The organism is Saccharothrix longispora (assembly GCF_030852425.1).
In the GTDB taxonomy this organism is placed as follows: Bacteria; Actinomycetota; Actinomycetes; order Mycobacteriales; family Pseudonocardiaceae; genus Actinosynnema; species Actinosynnema longispora.
This window is the reverse complement of sequence record NZ_NSDM01000002.1, coordinates 379,811-394,146: the sequence shown is the minus strand read 5'-3', so window position 1 is coordinate 394,146 and position 14,336 is coordinate 379,811. Positions and strand designations below refer to the sequence as shown.

15 protein-coding genes are annotated in these 14,336 nt (G+C 75.2%); 7 read left to right on the top strand and 8 right to left on the bottom strand.

Annotated features, from left to right (window positions below; genetic code table 11):
- Nucleotides 1-16 precede the first annotated feature (16 nt).
- Nucleotides 17-325, top strand: a complete 309-nt coding sequence (locus tag CKY47_RS06825) for an Rdx family protein (RefSeq protein WP_306744798.1) — start codon at nucleotides 17-19, stop codon at nucleotides 323-325.
- Between the two features lie 22 nt (nucleotides 326-347).
- Entirely contained in the window at nucleotides 348-518 is a 171-nt protein-coding gene (locus CKY47_RS06820; RefSeq protein ID WP_306744797.1) for a hypothetical protein, read from the top strand.
- 13 nt (nucleotides 519-531) lie between these two features.
- Here the strand turns inward: CKY47_RS06820 and CKY47_RS06815 are convergent, their stop codons facing one another.
- Complete coding sequence (locus CKY47_RS06815) at nucleotides 532-1,959, bottom strand: AfsR/SARP family transcriptional regulator (protein ID WP_306744796.1); 1,428 nt, start codon at nucleotides 1,957-1,959, stop codon at nucleotides 532-534.
- Between the two features lie 154 nt (nucleotides 1,960-2,113).
- Here CKY47_RS06815 and CKY47_RS06810 point away from each other — a divergent pair, with 154 nt between their 5' ends.
- On the top strand, nucleotides 2,114-2,923 hold the full coding sequence (locus tag CKY47_RS06810) for a hypothetical protein (RefSeq protein ID WP_306744795.1): 810 nt from the start codon (nucleotides 2,114-2,116) through the stop codon (nucleotides 2,921-2,923).
- An 81-nt stretch (nucleotides 2,924-3,004) separates the two neighbouring features.
- Here the strand turns inward: CKY47_RS06810 and CKY47_RS06805 are convergent, their stop codons facing one another.
- The 3 genes from CKY47_RS06805 to CKY47_RS06795 all read right to left on the bottom strand — a co-directional run bounded on the left by CKY47_RS06805 (nucleotide 3,005) and on the right by CKY47_RS06795 (nucleotide 7,260).
- Complete coding sequence (locus CKY47_RS06805) at nucleotides 3,005-6,250, bottom strand: GH92 family glycosyl hydrolase (protein WP_306744794.1); 3,246 nt, start codon at nucleotides 6,248-6,250, stop codon at nucleotides 3,005-3,007.
- 180 nt (nucleotides 6,251-6,430) lie between these two features.
- The gene (locus CKY47_RS06800; protein ID WP_306744793.1) at nucleotides 6,431-6,589 is read right to left on the bottom strand and encodes a hypothetical protein; all 159 of its coding nucleotides are present in this window, start codon (nucleotides 6,587-6,589) and stop codon (nucleotides 6,431-6,433) included.
- A gap of 152 nt (nucleotides 6,590-6,741) precedes the next feature.
- Nucleotides 6,742-7,260, bottom strand: coding sequence for a hypothetical protein (locus tag CKY47_RS06795; protein WP_306744792.1), 519 nt, complete (start codon nucleotides 7,258-7,260; stop codon nucleotides 6,742-6,744).
- A gap of 73 nt (nucleotides 7,261-7,333) precedes the next feature.
- Between CKY47_RS06795 and CKY47_RS06790 the strand changes: the two genes are divergently transcribed.
- The 3 genes from CKY47_RS06790 to CKY47_RS06780 all read left to right on the top strand — a co-directional run bounded on the left by CKY47_RS06790 (nucleotide 7,334) and on the right by CKY47_RS06780 (nucleotide 9,489).
- Entirely contained in the window at nucleotides 7,334-7,684 is a 351-nt protein-coding gene (locus CKY47_RS06790; RefSeq protein WP_306744791.1) for a hypothetical protein, read from the top strand.
- Nucleotides 7,675-8,274, top strand: coding sequence for a phosphoribosylanthranilate isomerase (locus CKY47_RS06785; protein WP_306744790.1), 600 nt, complete (start codon nucleotides 7,675-7,677; stop codon nucleotides 8,272-8,274). Before CKY47_RS06790 ends, CKY47_RS06785 begins: the two co-directional genes overlap by 10 nt.
- Before the next feature lie 150 nt (nucleotides 8,275-8,424).
- A complete protein-coding gene (locus tag CKY47_RS06780; RefSeq protein WP_306744789.1) occupies nucleotides 8,425-9,489 on the top strand; it encodes a cobalamin-independent methionine synthase II family protein in 1,065 nt (354 codons plus the stop codon).
- Between the two features lie 54 nt (nucleotides 9,490-9,543).
- Here CKY47_RS06780 and CKY47_RS06775 read toward each other — a convergent pair whose 3' ends face one another.
- From CKY47_RS06775 to CKY47_RS06765, 3 genes are all read right to left on the bottom strand, one after another.
- On the bottom strand, nucleotides 9,544-10,401 hold the full coding sequence (locus CKY47_RS06775; protein ID WP_306744788.1) for a maleylpyruvate isomerase N-terminal domain-containing protein: 858 nt from the start codon (nucleotides 10,399-10,401) through the stop codon (nucleotides 9,544-9,546).
- A gap of 79 nt (nucleotides 10,402-10,480) precedes the next feature.
- The gene (locus CKY47_RS06770) at nucleotides 10,481-12,250 is read right to left on the bottom strand and encodes a sigma-70 family RNA polymerase sigma factor (protein ID WP_306744787.1); all 1,770 of its coding nucleotides are present in this window, start codon (nucleotides 12,248-12,250) and stop codon (nucleotides 10,481-10,483) included.
- Between the two features lie 100 nt (nucleotides 12,251-12,350).
- Nucleotides 12,351-13,043 carry a PP2C family protein-serine/threonine phosphatase gene (locus CKY47_RS06765; protein WP_306744786.1) on the bottom strand — a complete coding sequence of 231 codons (693 nt, stop codon included), beginning with the start codon at nucleotides 13,041-13,043 and terminating at the stop codon, nucleotides 12,351-12,353.
- Between the two features lie 111 nt (nucleotides 13,044-13,154).
- Here CKY47_RS06765 and CKY47_RS06760 point away from each other — a divergent pair, with 111 nt between their 5' ends.
- Nucleotides 13,155-13,787: a YwqG family protein gene (locus CKY47_RS06760; RefSeq protein ID WP_306744785.1), complete on the top strand. Its 633-nt coding sequence runs from the start codon at nucleotides 13,155-13,157 to the stop codon at nucleotides 13,785-13,787.
- 6 nt (nucleotides 13,788-13,793) lie between these two features.
- Here CKY47_RS06760 and CKY47_RS06755 read toward each other — a convergent pair whose 3' ends face one another.
- Nucleotides 13,794-14,336: a potassium-transporting ATPase subunit C gene (locus CKY47_RS06755; RefSeq protein WP_306744784.1), complete on the bottom strand. Its 543-nt coding sequence runs from the start codon at nucleotides 14,334-14,336 to the stop codon at nucleotides 13,794-13,796.

The following is a 14,336-nucleotide window of genomic DNA, read 5'->3' as shown; positions in this document are numbered from 1 at the left end:
CCGGTAGCGTGGCCCCGTGACGACGAGGCAGCCGCGGGTCGAGGTCGAGTACTGCACGCAGTGCCGGTGGTTGCTGCGCGCCGGGTGGACGGCGCAGGAGCTCCTGACGACGTTCACGACCGAGCTGGGCGAGGTGGCCCTCGTGCCCGGCACCGGCGGGGTGTTCGACGTGCGGCTGGACGACGAGCTGCTGTGGTCGCGCAAGGCGGAGGGCGGTTTCCCGGAGATGGCCGTGCTCAAGCAGCTCGTGCGCGACCGGATCGCTCCCGACCGCGACCTCGGGCACAGCGACCGGAAGGCGTCCGGGCGGGACGCCGGCGCCTAGCCGCGGCGGGTGCCGCGCCGCGATGGCGCCGCCCTTCGCCCGGCACGTGTCGCGGACGTGCCGGGAGTCGCGCACGTGGTCGTCGTGCGCGGTGCGGCCCACCGCGCGGACGGTCGCCTCGTCGTCCTGGCACACCGCCGGGTGCGAGGCGTGGCCCGCACGCCCGCGCCTCCAGGGCGGCGAGCACGGCTGACCGCCGTCCCCGCTCAGCCGAGCGCCGCCAACCACCGCCGCGCCCGCCGGGCGTCCCGCTCACTCCTCTGGGCCAGGTACAGGTCGACCGCCCGCCGCCACGCCGCCCGCGCCTGGTTCAGGTGGCCCGCGGCGCGGTGGGCGTGCGCCAGGCGCTCCAGCGCGACCGGCGCCCAGCACGAGTCGCGGTGCAGCGACGCGGCGTGCTCGTGGTGGCGCACGGCGGCGGCGTGGTCGCCCGCCAGGTCGGCGGTGCGGCCCAACCCGTCGTGCGCCACCGCCGCCACGGCGGGGTGCTCGTGGGCCAGGGCCAGCGCGGCCTCGCAGTGGACCTGGGCGCGGTCGAAGCGGCCCGCGCCGGCTTCGGCCACCCCCACCGCGACGAGCGCGTACGCGTGCGCCAACGGCGACCCGACCCGTTGCAGCGCCTCGGTGGCGTGTTCCAGCGCCACCTCCGGGTGACCCCGGTCGTTCCACGTGCGGGCGAGCACCAGGTGCAGGTGCGCCCGGGCGGTGTCGTCGCCGACGCGTTCGGCCAGGGCCAGCGTGCGGGCGAGGTCGTCCGCCGCGTCGTGGCCCCGCCGGGCGTGGAAGGTGTCCATCGCCCACGCGAGCCGCCACGCCGGCTCGTGCCACCCCCGGTCGACGGCCAGGCGTTGCGCGGCCAGCAGCACGGCGTGCTCGGCGGCGAACCAGGCGTGCGCGTCGGACGGCGGTTCGGCAGGTTCGGCCTGCTCGGCCGGTCCGGCGTCCACCGGCGGCCGGTGCGGGTCGAGCGCGCGGTCGGCTGCCAGGGCCGTGCGCAGGCGCGCGTCGACCAGGCGGCGCGACCCCACCTCGTCCAGCGGGGAGAGGTCCACGTCGGCCGGCCGGGGATCGGGTTCGGGCGGTTCGGCCACCAGCTCCCCGTCGAGCCCGAAACCGAGCCGGAACCGCTGCCCCAGCCGCAACCGGACGTCGGCCAGCTCCCGCTCGACGTCCTCCCGCTCCCGGTGCAGCCGGTCGCGCTCGGCATCCGCCCACTCGCCGCGCAACCCCGCCAGCGCCGGACCACGCCACTGCGCCACCGCCTCCGCCAGCAGCACGGCCACGGTGCGGTCGTCCCGCCGCCTGGCCCGCGCCCGCCGCGCGCGGAACCGGTGCAGGTCCACCTCCGACGCCTCGACCACGAGCGCGTACCCGCCCGCCTGCCGCACCACGTCCGCGCCACCGGACCGCAGCACCCGGCGCAGCCGCGACACGTACCCCACGAGCAGCGTCCGCGCCCGGTACGGCGGCGCCTCGCCCCACACCCGCGCCACCAACCGGTCGACCGGCACGACGCGGCCCGCGTCCACCGCGAGCGCCGCCAGCACGCACCGCTGCCGGGGCGGACCGACGTCGAGCGCGCGGCCGTCCGCCACCGCCCCCACCTCGCCCAACACCCGGATGTCCACGGTCACCGCTCCAAAGTGCCACAGGCGGCGGCGTCAGCGTGAACCGGATCTCATCCGCATTCGGGTATCAGGGCACGCCGATCCGGCTCTCCCTTGTCGGGAACACCGGCTGCCGGGCGACGAAGCCCCGCCGCCGCACCGCGTCCGAGAGGAGACACCCATGCGCACGTCCCGCGTCCTGGTGGCCGTCGTCACCGCGGCGGTCGCCGCGCTCGCCACCGCCGGCCCGGCCCGGGCGACGTCGGCCACCCTGCACACCGAGGTCGCCGAACTGGCGGACAACCTCAACGCCCTGTCCTGGCCTGCCCAGGACGCGTACAACTTCTACCCGGGCGCGAAGGGCCACGCCGAGGTCACCACCAGCGTCGTCTGGGGCACGCCCGGCAGCCCGACGACGTACGAGAGCAAGGCCAAGTGCGCCGCCCTGCTGACGCAGGCGCTCAAGCACACCTTCCCGTGGGCCACCGACAGCTACCTGACCACCGAGTTCGGCAGCACCAGCCCCACGGCGGCGAAGTACTACGACGGGTTCGTCGCGGGCGCGCCGCACTTCACCGCCAGGACGACGGTGTCCTCGCTGGTCCCCGGTGACGTCATCGCCGTCAAGTACACCGACTCGGCGGGCGGCACGGGCGACGCGACCGGGCACGTCGCGATCGTCACCGCCGCCCCCCACCTGTACGACCGCGACGGCGACGCCGCCACCCGGGAGTGGGCCGTGCGCGTGATCGACAGCACCAGCAACCCGCACGGCGTCGCGAGCACGAACACGTCCTCGCCCTACCAGACCTACCCCGACACCCGCGCGGACGGCACCACCGAGTACAGCGGCGTCGGCCGCGGCTGGATCTTCATCAGCACCACCGCCGCCGACGTGCCGACCGGGCACTGGTGGGGCGCCAACGAGAACGTCGTGGACCAGTACAAGCCGGTGTCCACCCGGCCGATGGTGTTCCGGGCCCTGTCCTGACGGGCCCTGTCCTGACGGGCCCTGTCCTGCCACGTCCCCGGCAGGGGGAGGGGCGGCCGGTCCGACCGGCCGCCCCTCCGGTCACACCAGCGTCAACGCGTAGAACTCGACCCGCGGGTCGTCGGGCAGCGTCACCGAGTGCACCACCTTCGCCGGGTCCAGCGGCACGGAACCGGTGAACAGGCGCACCGGCGGGCCGTCCACGCCCTGCCCCGCCTTGATCCGGTGCGGCATGTCGAGCGCGACCGCGCCGCCCGAACCCGCCCAGTCCGCCACGGTCACCGGCACCTGCGCGGTGCTGCCGTCGGCGTAGCGCACGAGCACCCCGGCGGTCACCGGGCCGTTGTGCGACGACGCCACCCACCGCAGGGCCTGGTAGGACCCGGTGGGCAGCAGCAGGGCCTGGCCGCGCGCTTCCACGAAGTTCGGTGCCGTCCCGGACGCGTCGGGCGCGGCGAACGCGGTGCCGCCCCACGTGACCGTGCCGGTGGGCAGCAGCGCGGCGTCGTAGCTCCAGCCACTGCCGTCGAAGTCGCCCTGCGCCGACTGCCCGACGGTGGCCGTGCCGTCGTGGTTCAGCTCCCGCGCGAGGTCCACCGCGCACTGCCCGGAGACCGCGGCGGCGCACTCGGCCGCCGCGCGGACCTCCACCACGGCGTCCCGGGTCACCGCGTTCGGCCCGCGCACGGCGACGCTCACGGGGTAGGTGCCCACCGGCGTGCCGCCGGGCACCGTCACGGTCAGCGTGACCGTGCGCTGGACGGGGGCCCGGTTCGACCGGATCACCAGCGGCGACCTCGGCGACGCGACCACCCGCCACCCCGCCGGCGCGGTCGGCGACACGGTCACCGGCACCGCGCCGGGCGCCTGCGCCAGAACGTCCAGGGTGAGCGCCACGGTCTGCGCGGCCGTCGCGGCCGGCACCACCGCCGAGGACTCCCGCAGCCCCGCGTCGACGTGCCTGCGGTCGTCCGGGCGGGCCCGGTTCACCGAGGGCGGCTCCGCGCCGGGCCGGGTGCCCCAGTCCGACGGGGACGTGCCCAGCCGGTGCGCCAGCGTGCCGCCGCGCACCACGTCGTCCCAGCGCAGCCACGTGGTGCGGACGTCGCGGCCGTTGAGCGAGACCCGCTGCACGTACCGGTTCGCGTCGCTCGCGCCGGGCGCGCTGATCTCCAGCACCCGGTCCTGCCCGGTGCGGACGGTCGCGGACGGGAACTGCGGGCTGGACACGGAGAGGAAGTCGCCGCCGCTCATCGTCGGGTACAGCCCGAGCGAGGAGAACACGTACCAGGCGGACATCGTGCCCAGGTCGTCGTTGCCGGTCATGCCGTCCGGGCCGGTGGTGAACAGGGTCATCGCCGCCCGCACCACGGTCGCCGTCTTCGCGGGCGCGCCGACCGACGCGTAGAAGTACGGCGCCAGCAGGTCCGGCTCGTTGTTCGGGTTGTACGTGGGTTTGCCGTAGTAGTCGTAGGGCTGCGTGATCCAGTCGGTGCGCACCGTGCCCGCCGGGTCGGTCAGCAGCTTGTCGTAGACGAAGAAGTCGTCCAGCCGCCGCTCGGTGGCCTCGCGCCCGCCCATCAGCTCGACCAGGCCGTTCGGGTCCTGCGGCACCAGCCACTGGTACTGGTACGCGCCGCCCTCGTGGAACTGGTGCCCGGCGTCCACCGGGTTGTACGGCGTCACCCACGTGCCCTCGGCCGTGCGCGGGCGGAAGTGCTCGCCGTCCCACAGGTTGCGGTACCACTGGCCGCGCGCGGCGAACAGCTTCGCGTCCGCGTCGTGCCCGAGGCCCTTGGCCATCAGCGCGAGCGACGCGTCGGCCGCCGCGTACTCCAGCGTCGCCGACGCCGGGTGCACGCAGTCGTTGTCGCCGCCCTTGTGCGCGCAGTCGACGCCCAGCTCCAGGCCGGACGGGAGGTAGCCGCGCTCGGCGTAGTGCTGCTGGCCCGACCGGCCGTTGTACGGCGAGTCGGCGGGCGGCACCTCGGTGGCGTTGCGCTTGAGCAGCGCATACGCCTCCTGCTCGTGGCCTCGCAGGAGGCCCTTGGACCACGCCTCGACCAGGAACGGAGTCACCGGGTCACCGGTCATGATGTTGGTCTCGCTGTTGGCCAGCGCCCACCGGGGCAGCCAGCCGCCGTCGCGGCCACTGGCCACCACCGACAGCGCGACGTCCCGCGCGACCTGAGGCTCCAGCAGTTCCAGCAGCTGGTTCTGCGGCCGATAGGTGTCCCACAGCGACAGGTTCTGGTACGGCGTGTAGCCCTCCGCCACGTGCTGCGCCCCGTCGAACCCGGTGTAGCGGCCGTCCACGTCGCCGGCCAGGTTCGGGTGCAGCAGCGAGTGGTACAGCGACGTGTAGAACGCCGTGCGGCGCTCGGGCGTGCCGCCGCCGATCGTGATGGCGCTCAGCTTCTCGACCCACTTCGCGTGCAGGGCCGCGCGGGTGGCGTCGAAGTCGTAGGAGTCGGCGGTCTCGGCCGCGAGGTTCTTCCGCGCGCCTTCCGGGCCCGTGTAGGACAGGCCGACCTTGAGCACGACGTCCCGGTCGGCGGTGGCGTCGAAGGTGACCCACGCGCCGTTGCCGCCCGTGCCCGCGGCGTCCGGCACGCCCGGTGCCGGCGTGCTGCCGCGCCAGGTGCCGAAGCTCGCGAACGGGCGGTCGAACGTGGCCGTGAAGTACACGGTGTGCTCGTCGCGGCCCGCGCAGAACCGGCCGGCCTTCACGCGTCCCTCGACCGTGCGGTCGTCGACGACGTGGATCTCCGAGTCGAGCACCTGCTGGTTGGCCTTGCCGGTGTTGAACAGCACGTTCGCCGCGCTCGTCGCCGGGAACGAGTAGCGCTGCCAGCCGGTCCGCTCGGTCGCCGTCAACTCGGCCTGGACGCCGTAGCGGGACAGGCCGACGCGGTAGTAGCCGGGGCTCGCCTCCTCGTCGTCGTGCGAGTAGGGCGACCGGTAACCGTTGGTGTCAACGTTGTCCACCGGGCCCGTGGTCGGCATGACCGGCAGTTCGCCCATGACCCCGCACCCGACGCCGGAGAGGTGCGTCTGGCTGAACCCGTGGATCTGGTTCTGGAGGTAGTCGTACCCGCCCTGGCCGCCGGTGTCCGGGCTGACCTGGACCATGCCGAACGGCGCGCTGGCCCCGGGGAACGTGTTCCCGAAGTTCTGCGTGCCGACGAACGGGTTGACCAGGGTCGTCGGGTCCTCCGGCGCCCGGGCCTGGGCCTGGGCCGCGGCGGGACCGGTGGTCACCAGCCCGGCGGCGAGCAGGGCGACCAGGAACGGGCTGGTCACGCGGGTCTTGTGGGGAGGGGACATGCGCAGGGCCTCCTGACAACGTTGTCACAGCGTGGCGGCGGGACCACGCCCGCTCACGCTGGCACGGTCCCGCCCGGGGTGTCAACGATGTCCGGTGGTCAGGTCTCGTCGCACCCGCCCCGTCCGGCGTCCGGGCCCTCCGGGCGGTTGGCGGGCACCTCGGACGGGACATCGGCCCCGTCAACCCCGTGCGGTCACGTCGGTGAACCGGGTGGTGGCCCCGACCGAGTCCGAGTCGCCGCCGATCACGCGCCACGTGCCGAGCACGCCGTCGGCGGGGCGCGCCACCACGTCGACCGCCATCCCGTTGCGCGCGAAGAGGAAACGGCGGTGCCACACCGCACCACCTCGTCGGCGGAGGTCGCCGTGCCGGTCGCCGTGATGGCCGAGGAGAGCACGACGACTGCGTCGAGGGCAGCCTTCGACGAGCGCCTTGTCCTCATGTGGTTCGAACCGCCTCGGTCAAGAGCGGGGCGGGGGCGGGATCGGCGTCACGTGTACGGATTCGAGGAGAACGACGGCGTGTCACTGGGGAAGTCCTCCGGGAAGGCCGCCGCACGTGCCCCCCTGGTCAGGAGGTCGAGCACGATCCGCGTCGAGGTTCCGGTCAACACGGTCCGGCTCAGCTGCCCCGACTCGACGACGAGGGTCGGCCAGTCCTCAGGTTCGCCCACGGGCAGCCAGATCAACAGGTCGGCGTTGTCGGTGCCGCCCCAGGACACGAGTTCCTCCGGGAGGACACCGTGGCGGTCGAGGACACCGAGCACCTCCGACGTGCCCATGCGCCGGACGTAGGACCTCGTCCACGCCGACCTGACGTGGACGTCGAGGTTCTCGTTCTCCGCACCTTCACCGTAGATCCACAGGAATTCGTCGAAGCAACCCACTCCATAGGCATCGACGAGCCTCGTGTGGCTGGGCGGTAGCGCCCCGGAGGCACCACTGCGGACCGGGCGGACCGGTGCGTCCGGGGGTGGGCACAGTGCCCGCAGCAGTGCGAGGTCGTCCATCGTGCTTCCTCAGGGGAGGTTCGACAATCGTTTTCGCAACGACGGACCGTGGTCGTCGACCGCTTCCAGGAGTATGTGGCTCGGTACTACGCAGGGCAACGGCCTGATGGCGCTGGCCGCCCGAAGCGTCGACGGGGTCGTGCACCAAGCCGACCGGGAGGCTCCGGCCGCCGGGTTCGGCGACTGGGGCGTCCGCTACTTCGAGGAGACCGCGACCGACCCGACCGGCCTGGTGCCGGCGGACGGGATGCCGATCTTCACCTGGCGCACGCCCGGCGGCCTCGTCGCCACGTCCTACGTGTCCGCCGGCGCGGCGGACGCCCGGGGCTCCACGGGGGCGACGGCCGCCCGGCGGTGCCCCCGGCGGTGGCGGGCGGGGCGGCCCCCGCCCGCCACCGCGGATACGCTGGGGCCGTGTACGTGAAGCTGTGCGGGTTGCGGACCGGGGACGACGTGGCGGTCGCGGTGGACGCGGGCGCCGACGCGGTCGGGTTCGTGTTCAGCGCCAGCGCGCGCCGGGTCGAGCCCGACGCGGCGCGGCGCCTGGTCGCCGACGTCCCGGACCGCGTGCTGACGGTCGGCGTGTTCAAGGACGTCGGACCGGCCGAGGTGCGCCGCGTCGCCGAGCGGGCGGGCGTCCGGGCGGTGCAGCTGCACGGCGACTACCCGCGCGCCGCGTTCGACGAGGTGGCAGCCTCCGGGCTGGCGCTGGTGCGGGCCGTCTCGCTGACCCCCGACACCGACGTGCGGGTCGGCGCGTTCGGCGAGGAGATGCTGCTGCTCGACTCGCCCGAGGCCGGTTCAGGGCACCGCTGGGACCTCGACGCCCTGGACGGCGCACGCCCGGAGGGCCGGTGGATGCTCGCCGGCGGACTCGGCGTCGACAACGTCGCCGAGGCGGTCGCGCGGGCCCGCCCGTGGGGGGTCGACGTCTCCAGCGGCATCGAGTCCAGCCGGGGCGTGAAGGACCACGGCCTGATGCGCGCCTTCGTGGCCGCCTCCCGCGCCGCCTGACGCCGCGGCCGCCCGGTCGGGCATGAGTCCCGCTCCACTTCGGACTCTCGTAGTAACGTGGCCTGAGCTGCCGAGACGCGACCGGTTCGGCCACGTGTCGCACTGATGGCGGAGAGCTTTCGCCACGCCCACCGGGTACTGGTAACGGGTATGACCATCCCCACGGAGCCCATCGGCAGCATCCCGCGCCCGGAGTACCTGCTGCGGGGTTCGGAGCAGCTCGCCGCCGGGACGATCGACCAGGCGGCGTACGACTCGTTGGCGGACCGCGCGGTGCGCGAGACCGTCGAGCGGTTCGAGGCCACCGGCTCGCCCGTCGTGACCGACGGGGAGCAGCGCAAGCCGAGCTTCGCCACCTACCCGCTCCAGGGCGTGGAGGCGCTCTCGCCCGACGGCGCCGTGATCCCGTTCGCCGACGGGCACACCCGGACCCTGCCGGTGATCACGCGCGGGCCGTTCCGCTACGGGGCGTTCGCGGCGCCCTACCTGGAGGCCACCCGCGCGCTGACGTCGTCCCCGGTCAAGCAGGCCGTGATCGCGCCCTCGGCGTTGAGCCTGCTGTACCCGGCGGCGGGGATCGACGGCTACCCGAGGGAGCGGTTCCTCGCCGACCTCGCCGACGAGGCCGAGCGCGACATCCGCCAGTGCCTCGACGCGGGCGCGGCGTCCGTGCAGCTCGACTTCACCGAGGGGCGGCTGTCGTTGAAGCTCGACCCGTCCGGCGGCCTGCTGCGCGACTTCGTCGCCCTGAACAACACCGTGCTCGACCGGTTCACCGCCGAGGAGCGCGCGCGGATCGGCGTGCACACGTGCCCCGGCGGCGACCGGGACTCCGCGCACAGCCTGGACGTCGACTACGCCGACCTCCTGCCCGACCTGTTCGCGCTGCGCGCGGGCGCGTTCTACCTGCAACTGGCCGGCGAGGCCGACCCGGAGCGGGTGCTCGCCCTCGTGGCCGGGCGCACGACGGCGGACCAGAGGGTGTTCGTCGGCGTCACCGACCCGATCGACCCCCGCGTGGAGACGCCGGAGGAGGTGCGCGACCGGGTGCTGCTGGCGGCCCGCCACATTCCCGTCGAGCGCCTGGGCACGTGCGACGACTGCGGGTTCTCCCCATTCGCCGACGACACGTCCACGTCGAGGGACATCGCCTTCGCCAAGGTCGAGGCGCGCGTGCGCGGCACCGCGATGGCCGCCGAGCAGCTGGGCCGCTGACCGGACACCCCCGGAGCGGCCCCGTCGCGAGGCGTCGGCGGGGCCGCTCCGGGCTCAGGGCGTCTGCGTGCGCCTCAGGTACTCCACCCCGACCGCGGGGTTCCGCCCGGAGACGACGAGCCGGCCGGAGGCGAGGGCGCTGTCGACGCCGGTGCGGCGGAAGACCGTGAGCATGAACGCGGCCGGCTCGAAGTCGATGCGGGCGTCGGCCGGGCCGCCCGCCGGCGCGACGGTCGCGCCGCCGCTCCCGTCCGTGGTGAGCACCACGGGGATCGTGCGGGACGAGCGGAGTTCGACGGACACCTGCCTGCCGCCGCCCCTGCCGGCGGCGCCCGGCGGGCCGAACAGGATTCCCTTCTCCTCCGCGCTCAGGAGCCCCACGAAGAAGTGGTCGAACGCGAGCGCCGCCTCCGCCGAGGGGACGTGCCACGCGTCCGACTCCGGCCCGGCGACGTCGACCCCGTGCAGCAGGACCTCGTTGAGCAGGTGGGCGAGCAGGAACCCGACGGTCAGCCGCGAGCCGCCCAGCCACGTCGCGGGCGCGCGCGGGTCGAGGTCGGCGCTGCGCTCCAGCAGCAGCGCGACGCCCTCGCGCAGGTGGTCCGCGATCGCGCCCGCCGAGTCGAGCGGGAACCTCCGCAGCGCCAGGGCGTTGAGGTCCGCGAGATCGCCCAGCGTGGTGCCCGGGATGCGCCGGTCGAGCTCCGGGTCGCCCGAGGAGCCGGTCAGCATCCCCGCGTCGAGGTGGGACACGATCGCGGTGTGCGCGGCGGCCTCGGCGACCGTCCACGTGCCGACCGCCCGCCGTTCCGGCTCCCGGTGTTCGGTGATCAGGCGTCCGAACCGGGCGGACGCGTCGGCGAGGGCGCCGCGCAACTCCTGCCACCGCTGGTCGGTCAGTGCCGGCTCCACGTCGTCGTCCTCCGCACCGTCGGGTCCACGATCCACGACAACGTAGTGGGCGGGGCGGGCGCCGACATCGGCCTGCGGGCTACTTCTTCGGCGTGACCGTCACCGGGAACTCGACCGGCGCCGGCGGCAGGGGAGCGGAGCCCACCGTGCCGGTGACCGTGCCGCTCACCGCTTTCGGGCCCGCGAGCAGGCGGAACACGAACCTCACCGACTCACCAGGGGCCAGCTCCTGCCGCGCCGTGCACGTCACCGTGCCCCTGCCCGCCGGGCAGGGGGCGGTGGTCTGCGCCCCTGCGCCGTCGAGGGCGACCAGCGGCCTGCCGAGCAGGCCCTCGCCCGGCCCGACCACCCTGACGTCGTCGGGCAGCGACAGCACGAGCGTGGGCGGCGGCAGGGGCGTCGAGCCGGTGTTGTGGACGATGACGGGCAGGTCGGCCGGCGGTCCGCCGGTGCCCAGGGTGAACCCCTCGGGCACGTCCGGCTCCAGGGCGCCCGGCGCGGGCCCGGCGGGTGGTTCCCCGGACGTCGACGCGCCCGGTCGCGCCGGGCCGGGCGTCTCCGGGGCGGGTGGCGCGGTGGAGCCCGTCGCCGAGGCGCCGGAGGGGGCCGTGCCGGAGGGCGCGGCCGTCGGCGTGGTGTTGTCGACGGTCGGCGCGGGCTGCTGGAGATCGGCGCTCAGCGTGGGGGGCAGGGCGTCGGTCGTCGGTTCGGGGGGTCCGCCGTTCGAGCCGACGCCCCACACGACGGCGACCACCAGCGCCGTGGTGGAGGCCGCGACGGCGAGCCACTGCGGTGCCGAGGCGACCGCGCCCGCCGTGCCTCCCGCCGCGCCCGCGCCCGCCGCCGCAGCGCCCGCGCCCGCCGTGCCCACCGCCGTCGCGCCGGCTGCCGCGCCGCCCATGGCCGCGCCCGCCGCCGTGCCGACCGCCGCCGCCTTCGCCGCCAGGTAACCGGCCGCCCCGACACCCAGCACCAGCGGCGCGACGACCGCGCGCAGCGCGCCGTTGACGTCGGCCAGCTCCGCGGCCAGGCCCCGGCACCGCGCGCAGCCGTCCAGGTGCGCCTGGACCTGCGCCGCCTCCCTGCTCCCCAGCCCGCGGCGGGTCCACGCGCCGAGCCGGTCGGCGATCGCCCGGCAGCGGCCCGCCGGCACGTCCTCCAGGTGCGCCTGGAGGTACGCCTTCTTGAGGCCTTCCCGCGCCCGGTAGGCCAGCGCCGACACGCCGTTGGCGGTCAACCCGAGCAGCGGCGCCACCTCGGCGTGCGACTGGCCCTCGATCTCGGTCTGCCACAGCACCGTCTGCCACCGCTCGGGCAGGCTGGCGAACGCCCGGGTCGCCAGCGCCCGCTCCAGCGCCGCCACCGCCGGGTCGTGGAACGGCACGACCACCGCCTCCGGCGCCAGCTCGGACACGTCGTCGGCCGGCTGGACCCGCTTCTCCCGCCGGTGCCGGTCGTAGGCGGTGTGCCGTACCGCGGTGAACAGGTAGGCGCGGAACGCCGAGTCCGGCCCGCGCCCGTCGCGCAGCACGTCGAGCACCCTGGCGAACGAGTCCGACACCAGGTCGTCAGCCTCCACCGCCGACCGCGACAACTGCCGGGCGAACGTCCGCGCCGCGCCCGCGTGCCGCTCGTAGAGCTTCCCGTACGCGCCCAGGTCGCCGGCGCGCACGGCGTCGATCAGCTCGGCGTCCGAGGGCACCCGGGACGAGGACCGGGACGAGGACCGGGACGAGGACCGGGACGGCGGCGCGGGCGCGTGCAGGGCCCGGTCGAGGTCGCCCCGCAGGACGGCCGGGTCGACGGTCCGCCAGCGGCCCACGTCGCGCTCGTCGGGCTGCGTGATCACCGGACGTCCCCTTCCCAGCGCGTCGCGTCACGGGTACGGTGCGCGACCCTATAGAAACCCGGCGGTCGGGGGCGCCGGGTGACCCCTGTGTCCCGCGGGATTAGGCCGAACGCACCACGATCGCCGTGGCGTTGTCGCGCCCACCGGCGGCCTCCGCGTCGTCGAGCAGCGCGCGCACCGCGTCCTCCGCGGGCGCGTCGCTCCCGAGGACTTCGGCGAGCCGCCTGTAGGGCACCTGCTCGGCGACCCCGTCCGTGCACAGCAGCAGCACGTCGCCGGAGCGCACCCCGACCCGCAGCAGGTCCGGTTCCGGCGCCTCGAAGTGCCCGACGAACCGGGTCAGGTGGTAGCGCGCCGCCCGCGCCTCGGCCGAGTCGAACGGGTACCACCCGTGCACGGCCCCGAGCCAGGCCATCGTGTGGTCGGTGGTCAGCAGCTCCAGCAGCCCGCCGCGCCACCGGTACAGCCGCGAGTCGCCGATCTGCGCGAGCCAGAACCCGTCCGGGCACTCGGCCAACGCGGTCACCGTGCACCCGGCCAGGACCCCGTTGTCCCGCCCGAAGTCGAAGACGAGCCGGTGCGCCTCGGCCACCGCCTCCACCAGCCCTTCCTTGCGGCCGCGTGCCCGTTCGACGACCAGGTCGACCGCCGTGCGGCCCGCCATGGCGCTCCCCGGCCCGTCCCCCATGCCGTCCGCGACGACCGCGAGCAACGGGTCGGAGGAGAGCGAGAAGGCGTCGAAGTTCGCCTGGTAGCGGTTCCCGACCCCGCTCCCGGCGGCGGCACTGAGCACGGTTCCTCCGTCAGGGTGGCTGTCGGCCATCGTAGGCGGGGAGGGTGCGTCGTGCCCTCCGGCGCGGGCAGCGCTCCGGAGGTGTCGGTCCCCCCGGTTACCCTGCCGCGCGTGACGCTGCTGATGATTTACGCCGGTGACGCCGACCCGCGCGCCGAGGTGACCCGGACCGGTGGCCTGCCCAGCGCGCCCGCCGGGTTCGAGTGGCCCCGGTGCGCCGAGTGCGGTGGCGCGCTCCGGTTCCTCGGGCAGGTGCTGCTCTCCGACGTGCCCGGCCGGGACGGGGACGACCGTCTCGTGCTGCTGTTCCAGTGCGACAACGACCCCGGCGCGTGCGAGACCTGGGAGGCCGACTCCGGCAGCACCGCCGCGCCGGTCGTGGCGCGGGGTGGGCTGTCGCCCGCAGGACCGCCCGCCGACGGCGTGACCGTGCTCGGGGCGGTGTCCGGGGTGCGGTTCGAGGTGTCCGACGTCGAGGACTACGGCGAAGCGCGCGAGGAGTACGGCGAGCGGACGGGCGAGCCGCTGCGCGTGGTGCTCGGGCAGCTGGGCGGGAGCGCGTACTGGCTCCAGGCCGACCAGACCCCCGGCTGCCCCGACTGCGGGAAGACGATGACGTCGGTGGCGCACCTGGAGGAGGGGCGCGACGGCGCCACCGCCGCCAACTTCGGCGGCGGTGGCATCGGGTACGCGTTCCTCTGCGACGGCTGCCCGGCGTCCGCCCGGTTCTTCTGGCAGGTGTGACCGGGGTCAGCGCGCCGCGTCGAGCGCGCGGTTGAGCGCGGTGACGTTGACCCCCGGCTCGCCGAGGAAACCCAGCGACCGGCCGTCGGTGTGCTCGGCGACCAGGTCGCGGACCCGGTCCTCGTCCACCCCGTTCTCCCGGGCCACGCGCGGCACCTGGAGCTCGGCGTAGGCGGTGCTGATGTGCGGGTCCAGGCCGGACGCCGAGGCGGTCACCGCGTCGGCGGGCACGCGGTCCTCCGCGACGCCCTCGCGCCCGGCGACCGCCGCCCGGCGCCCGGCGACCACGGCGTCGTGCTCGGCGTTGCGCTCGCCCTTGTTCGAGCCGCCCGACGCGGGCGGCGTCGCCGCCGAGGGCCGGGGGACGAACCACCCGTCGCCGTCCCGGGGCACCGCGACCAGGGTGGTGTCCACGGCCTCGGCGTTGGCGCGCAGTCCGGGCGCCCGGCTGACGACCCACACGGCGGCGGGGTAGAGCACACCGGTGATCACGGTGAGCACGAGCAGGACGCGCAGTCCCGCCAGGCACTGCTTGACGATCGCGTTCAC

Coding starts and splice junctions, on each gene's coding strand:
- CKY47_RS06820 (WP_306744797.1), top strand. CDS start 348: ATGGCGCCGCCCTTCGCCCGGCACGTGTCGCGGACGTGCCGGGAGTCG.
- CKY47_RS06810 (WP_306744795.1), top strand. CDS start 2,114: ATGCGCACGTCCCGCGTCCTGGTGGCCGTCGTCACCGCGGCGGTCGCC.
- CKY47_RS06805 (WP_306744794.1), bottom strand. CDS start 6,250: ATGTCCCCTCCCCACAAGACCCGCGTGACCAGCCCGTTCCTGGTCGCC.
- CKY47_RS06795 (WP_306744792.1), bottom strand. CDS start 7,260: ATGGACGACCTCGCACTGCTGCGGGCACTGTGCCCACCCCCGGACGCA.
- CKY47_RS06790 (WP_306744791.1), top strand. CDS start 7,334: ATGTGGCTCGGTACTACGCAGGGCAACGGCCTGATGGCGCTGGCCGCC.
- CKY47_RS06780 (WP_306744789.1), top strand. CDS start 8,425: ATGACCATCCCCACGGAGCCCATCGGCAGCATCCCGCGCCCGGAGTAC.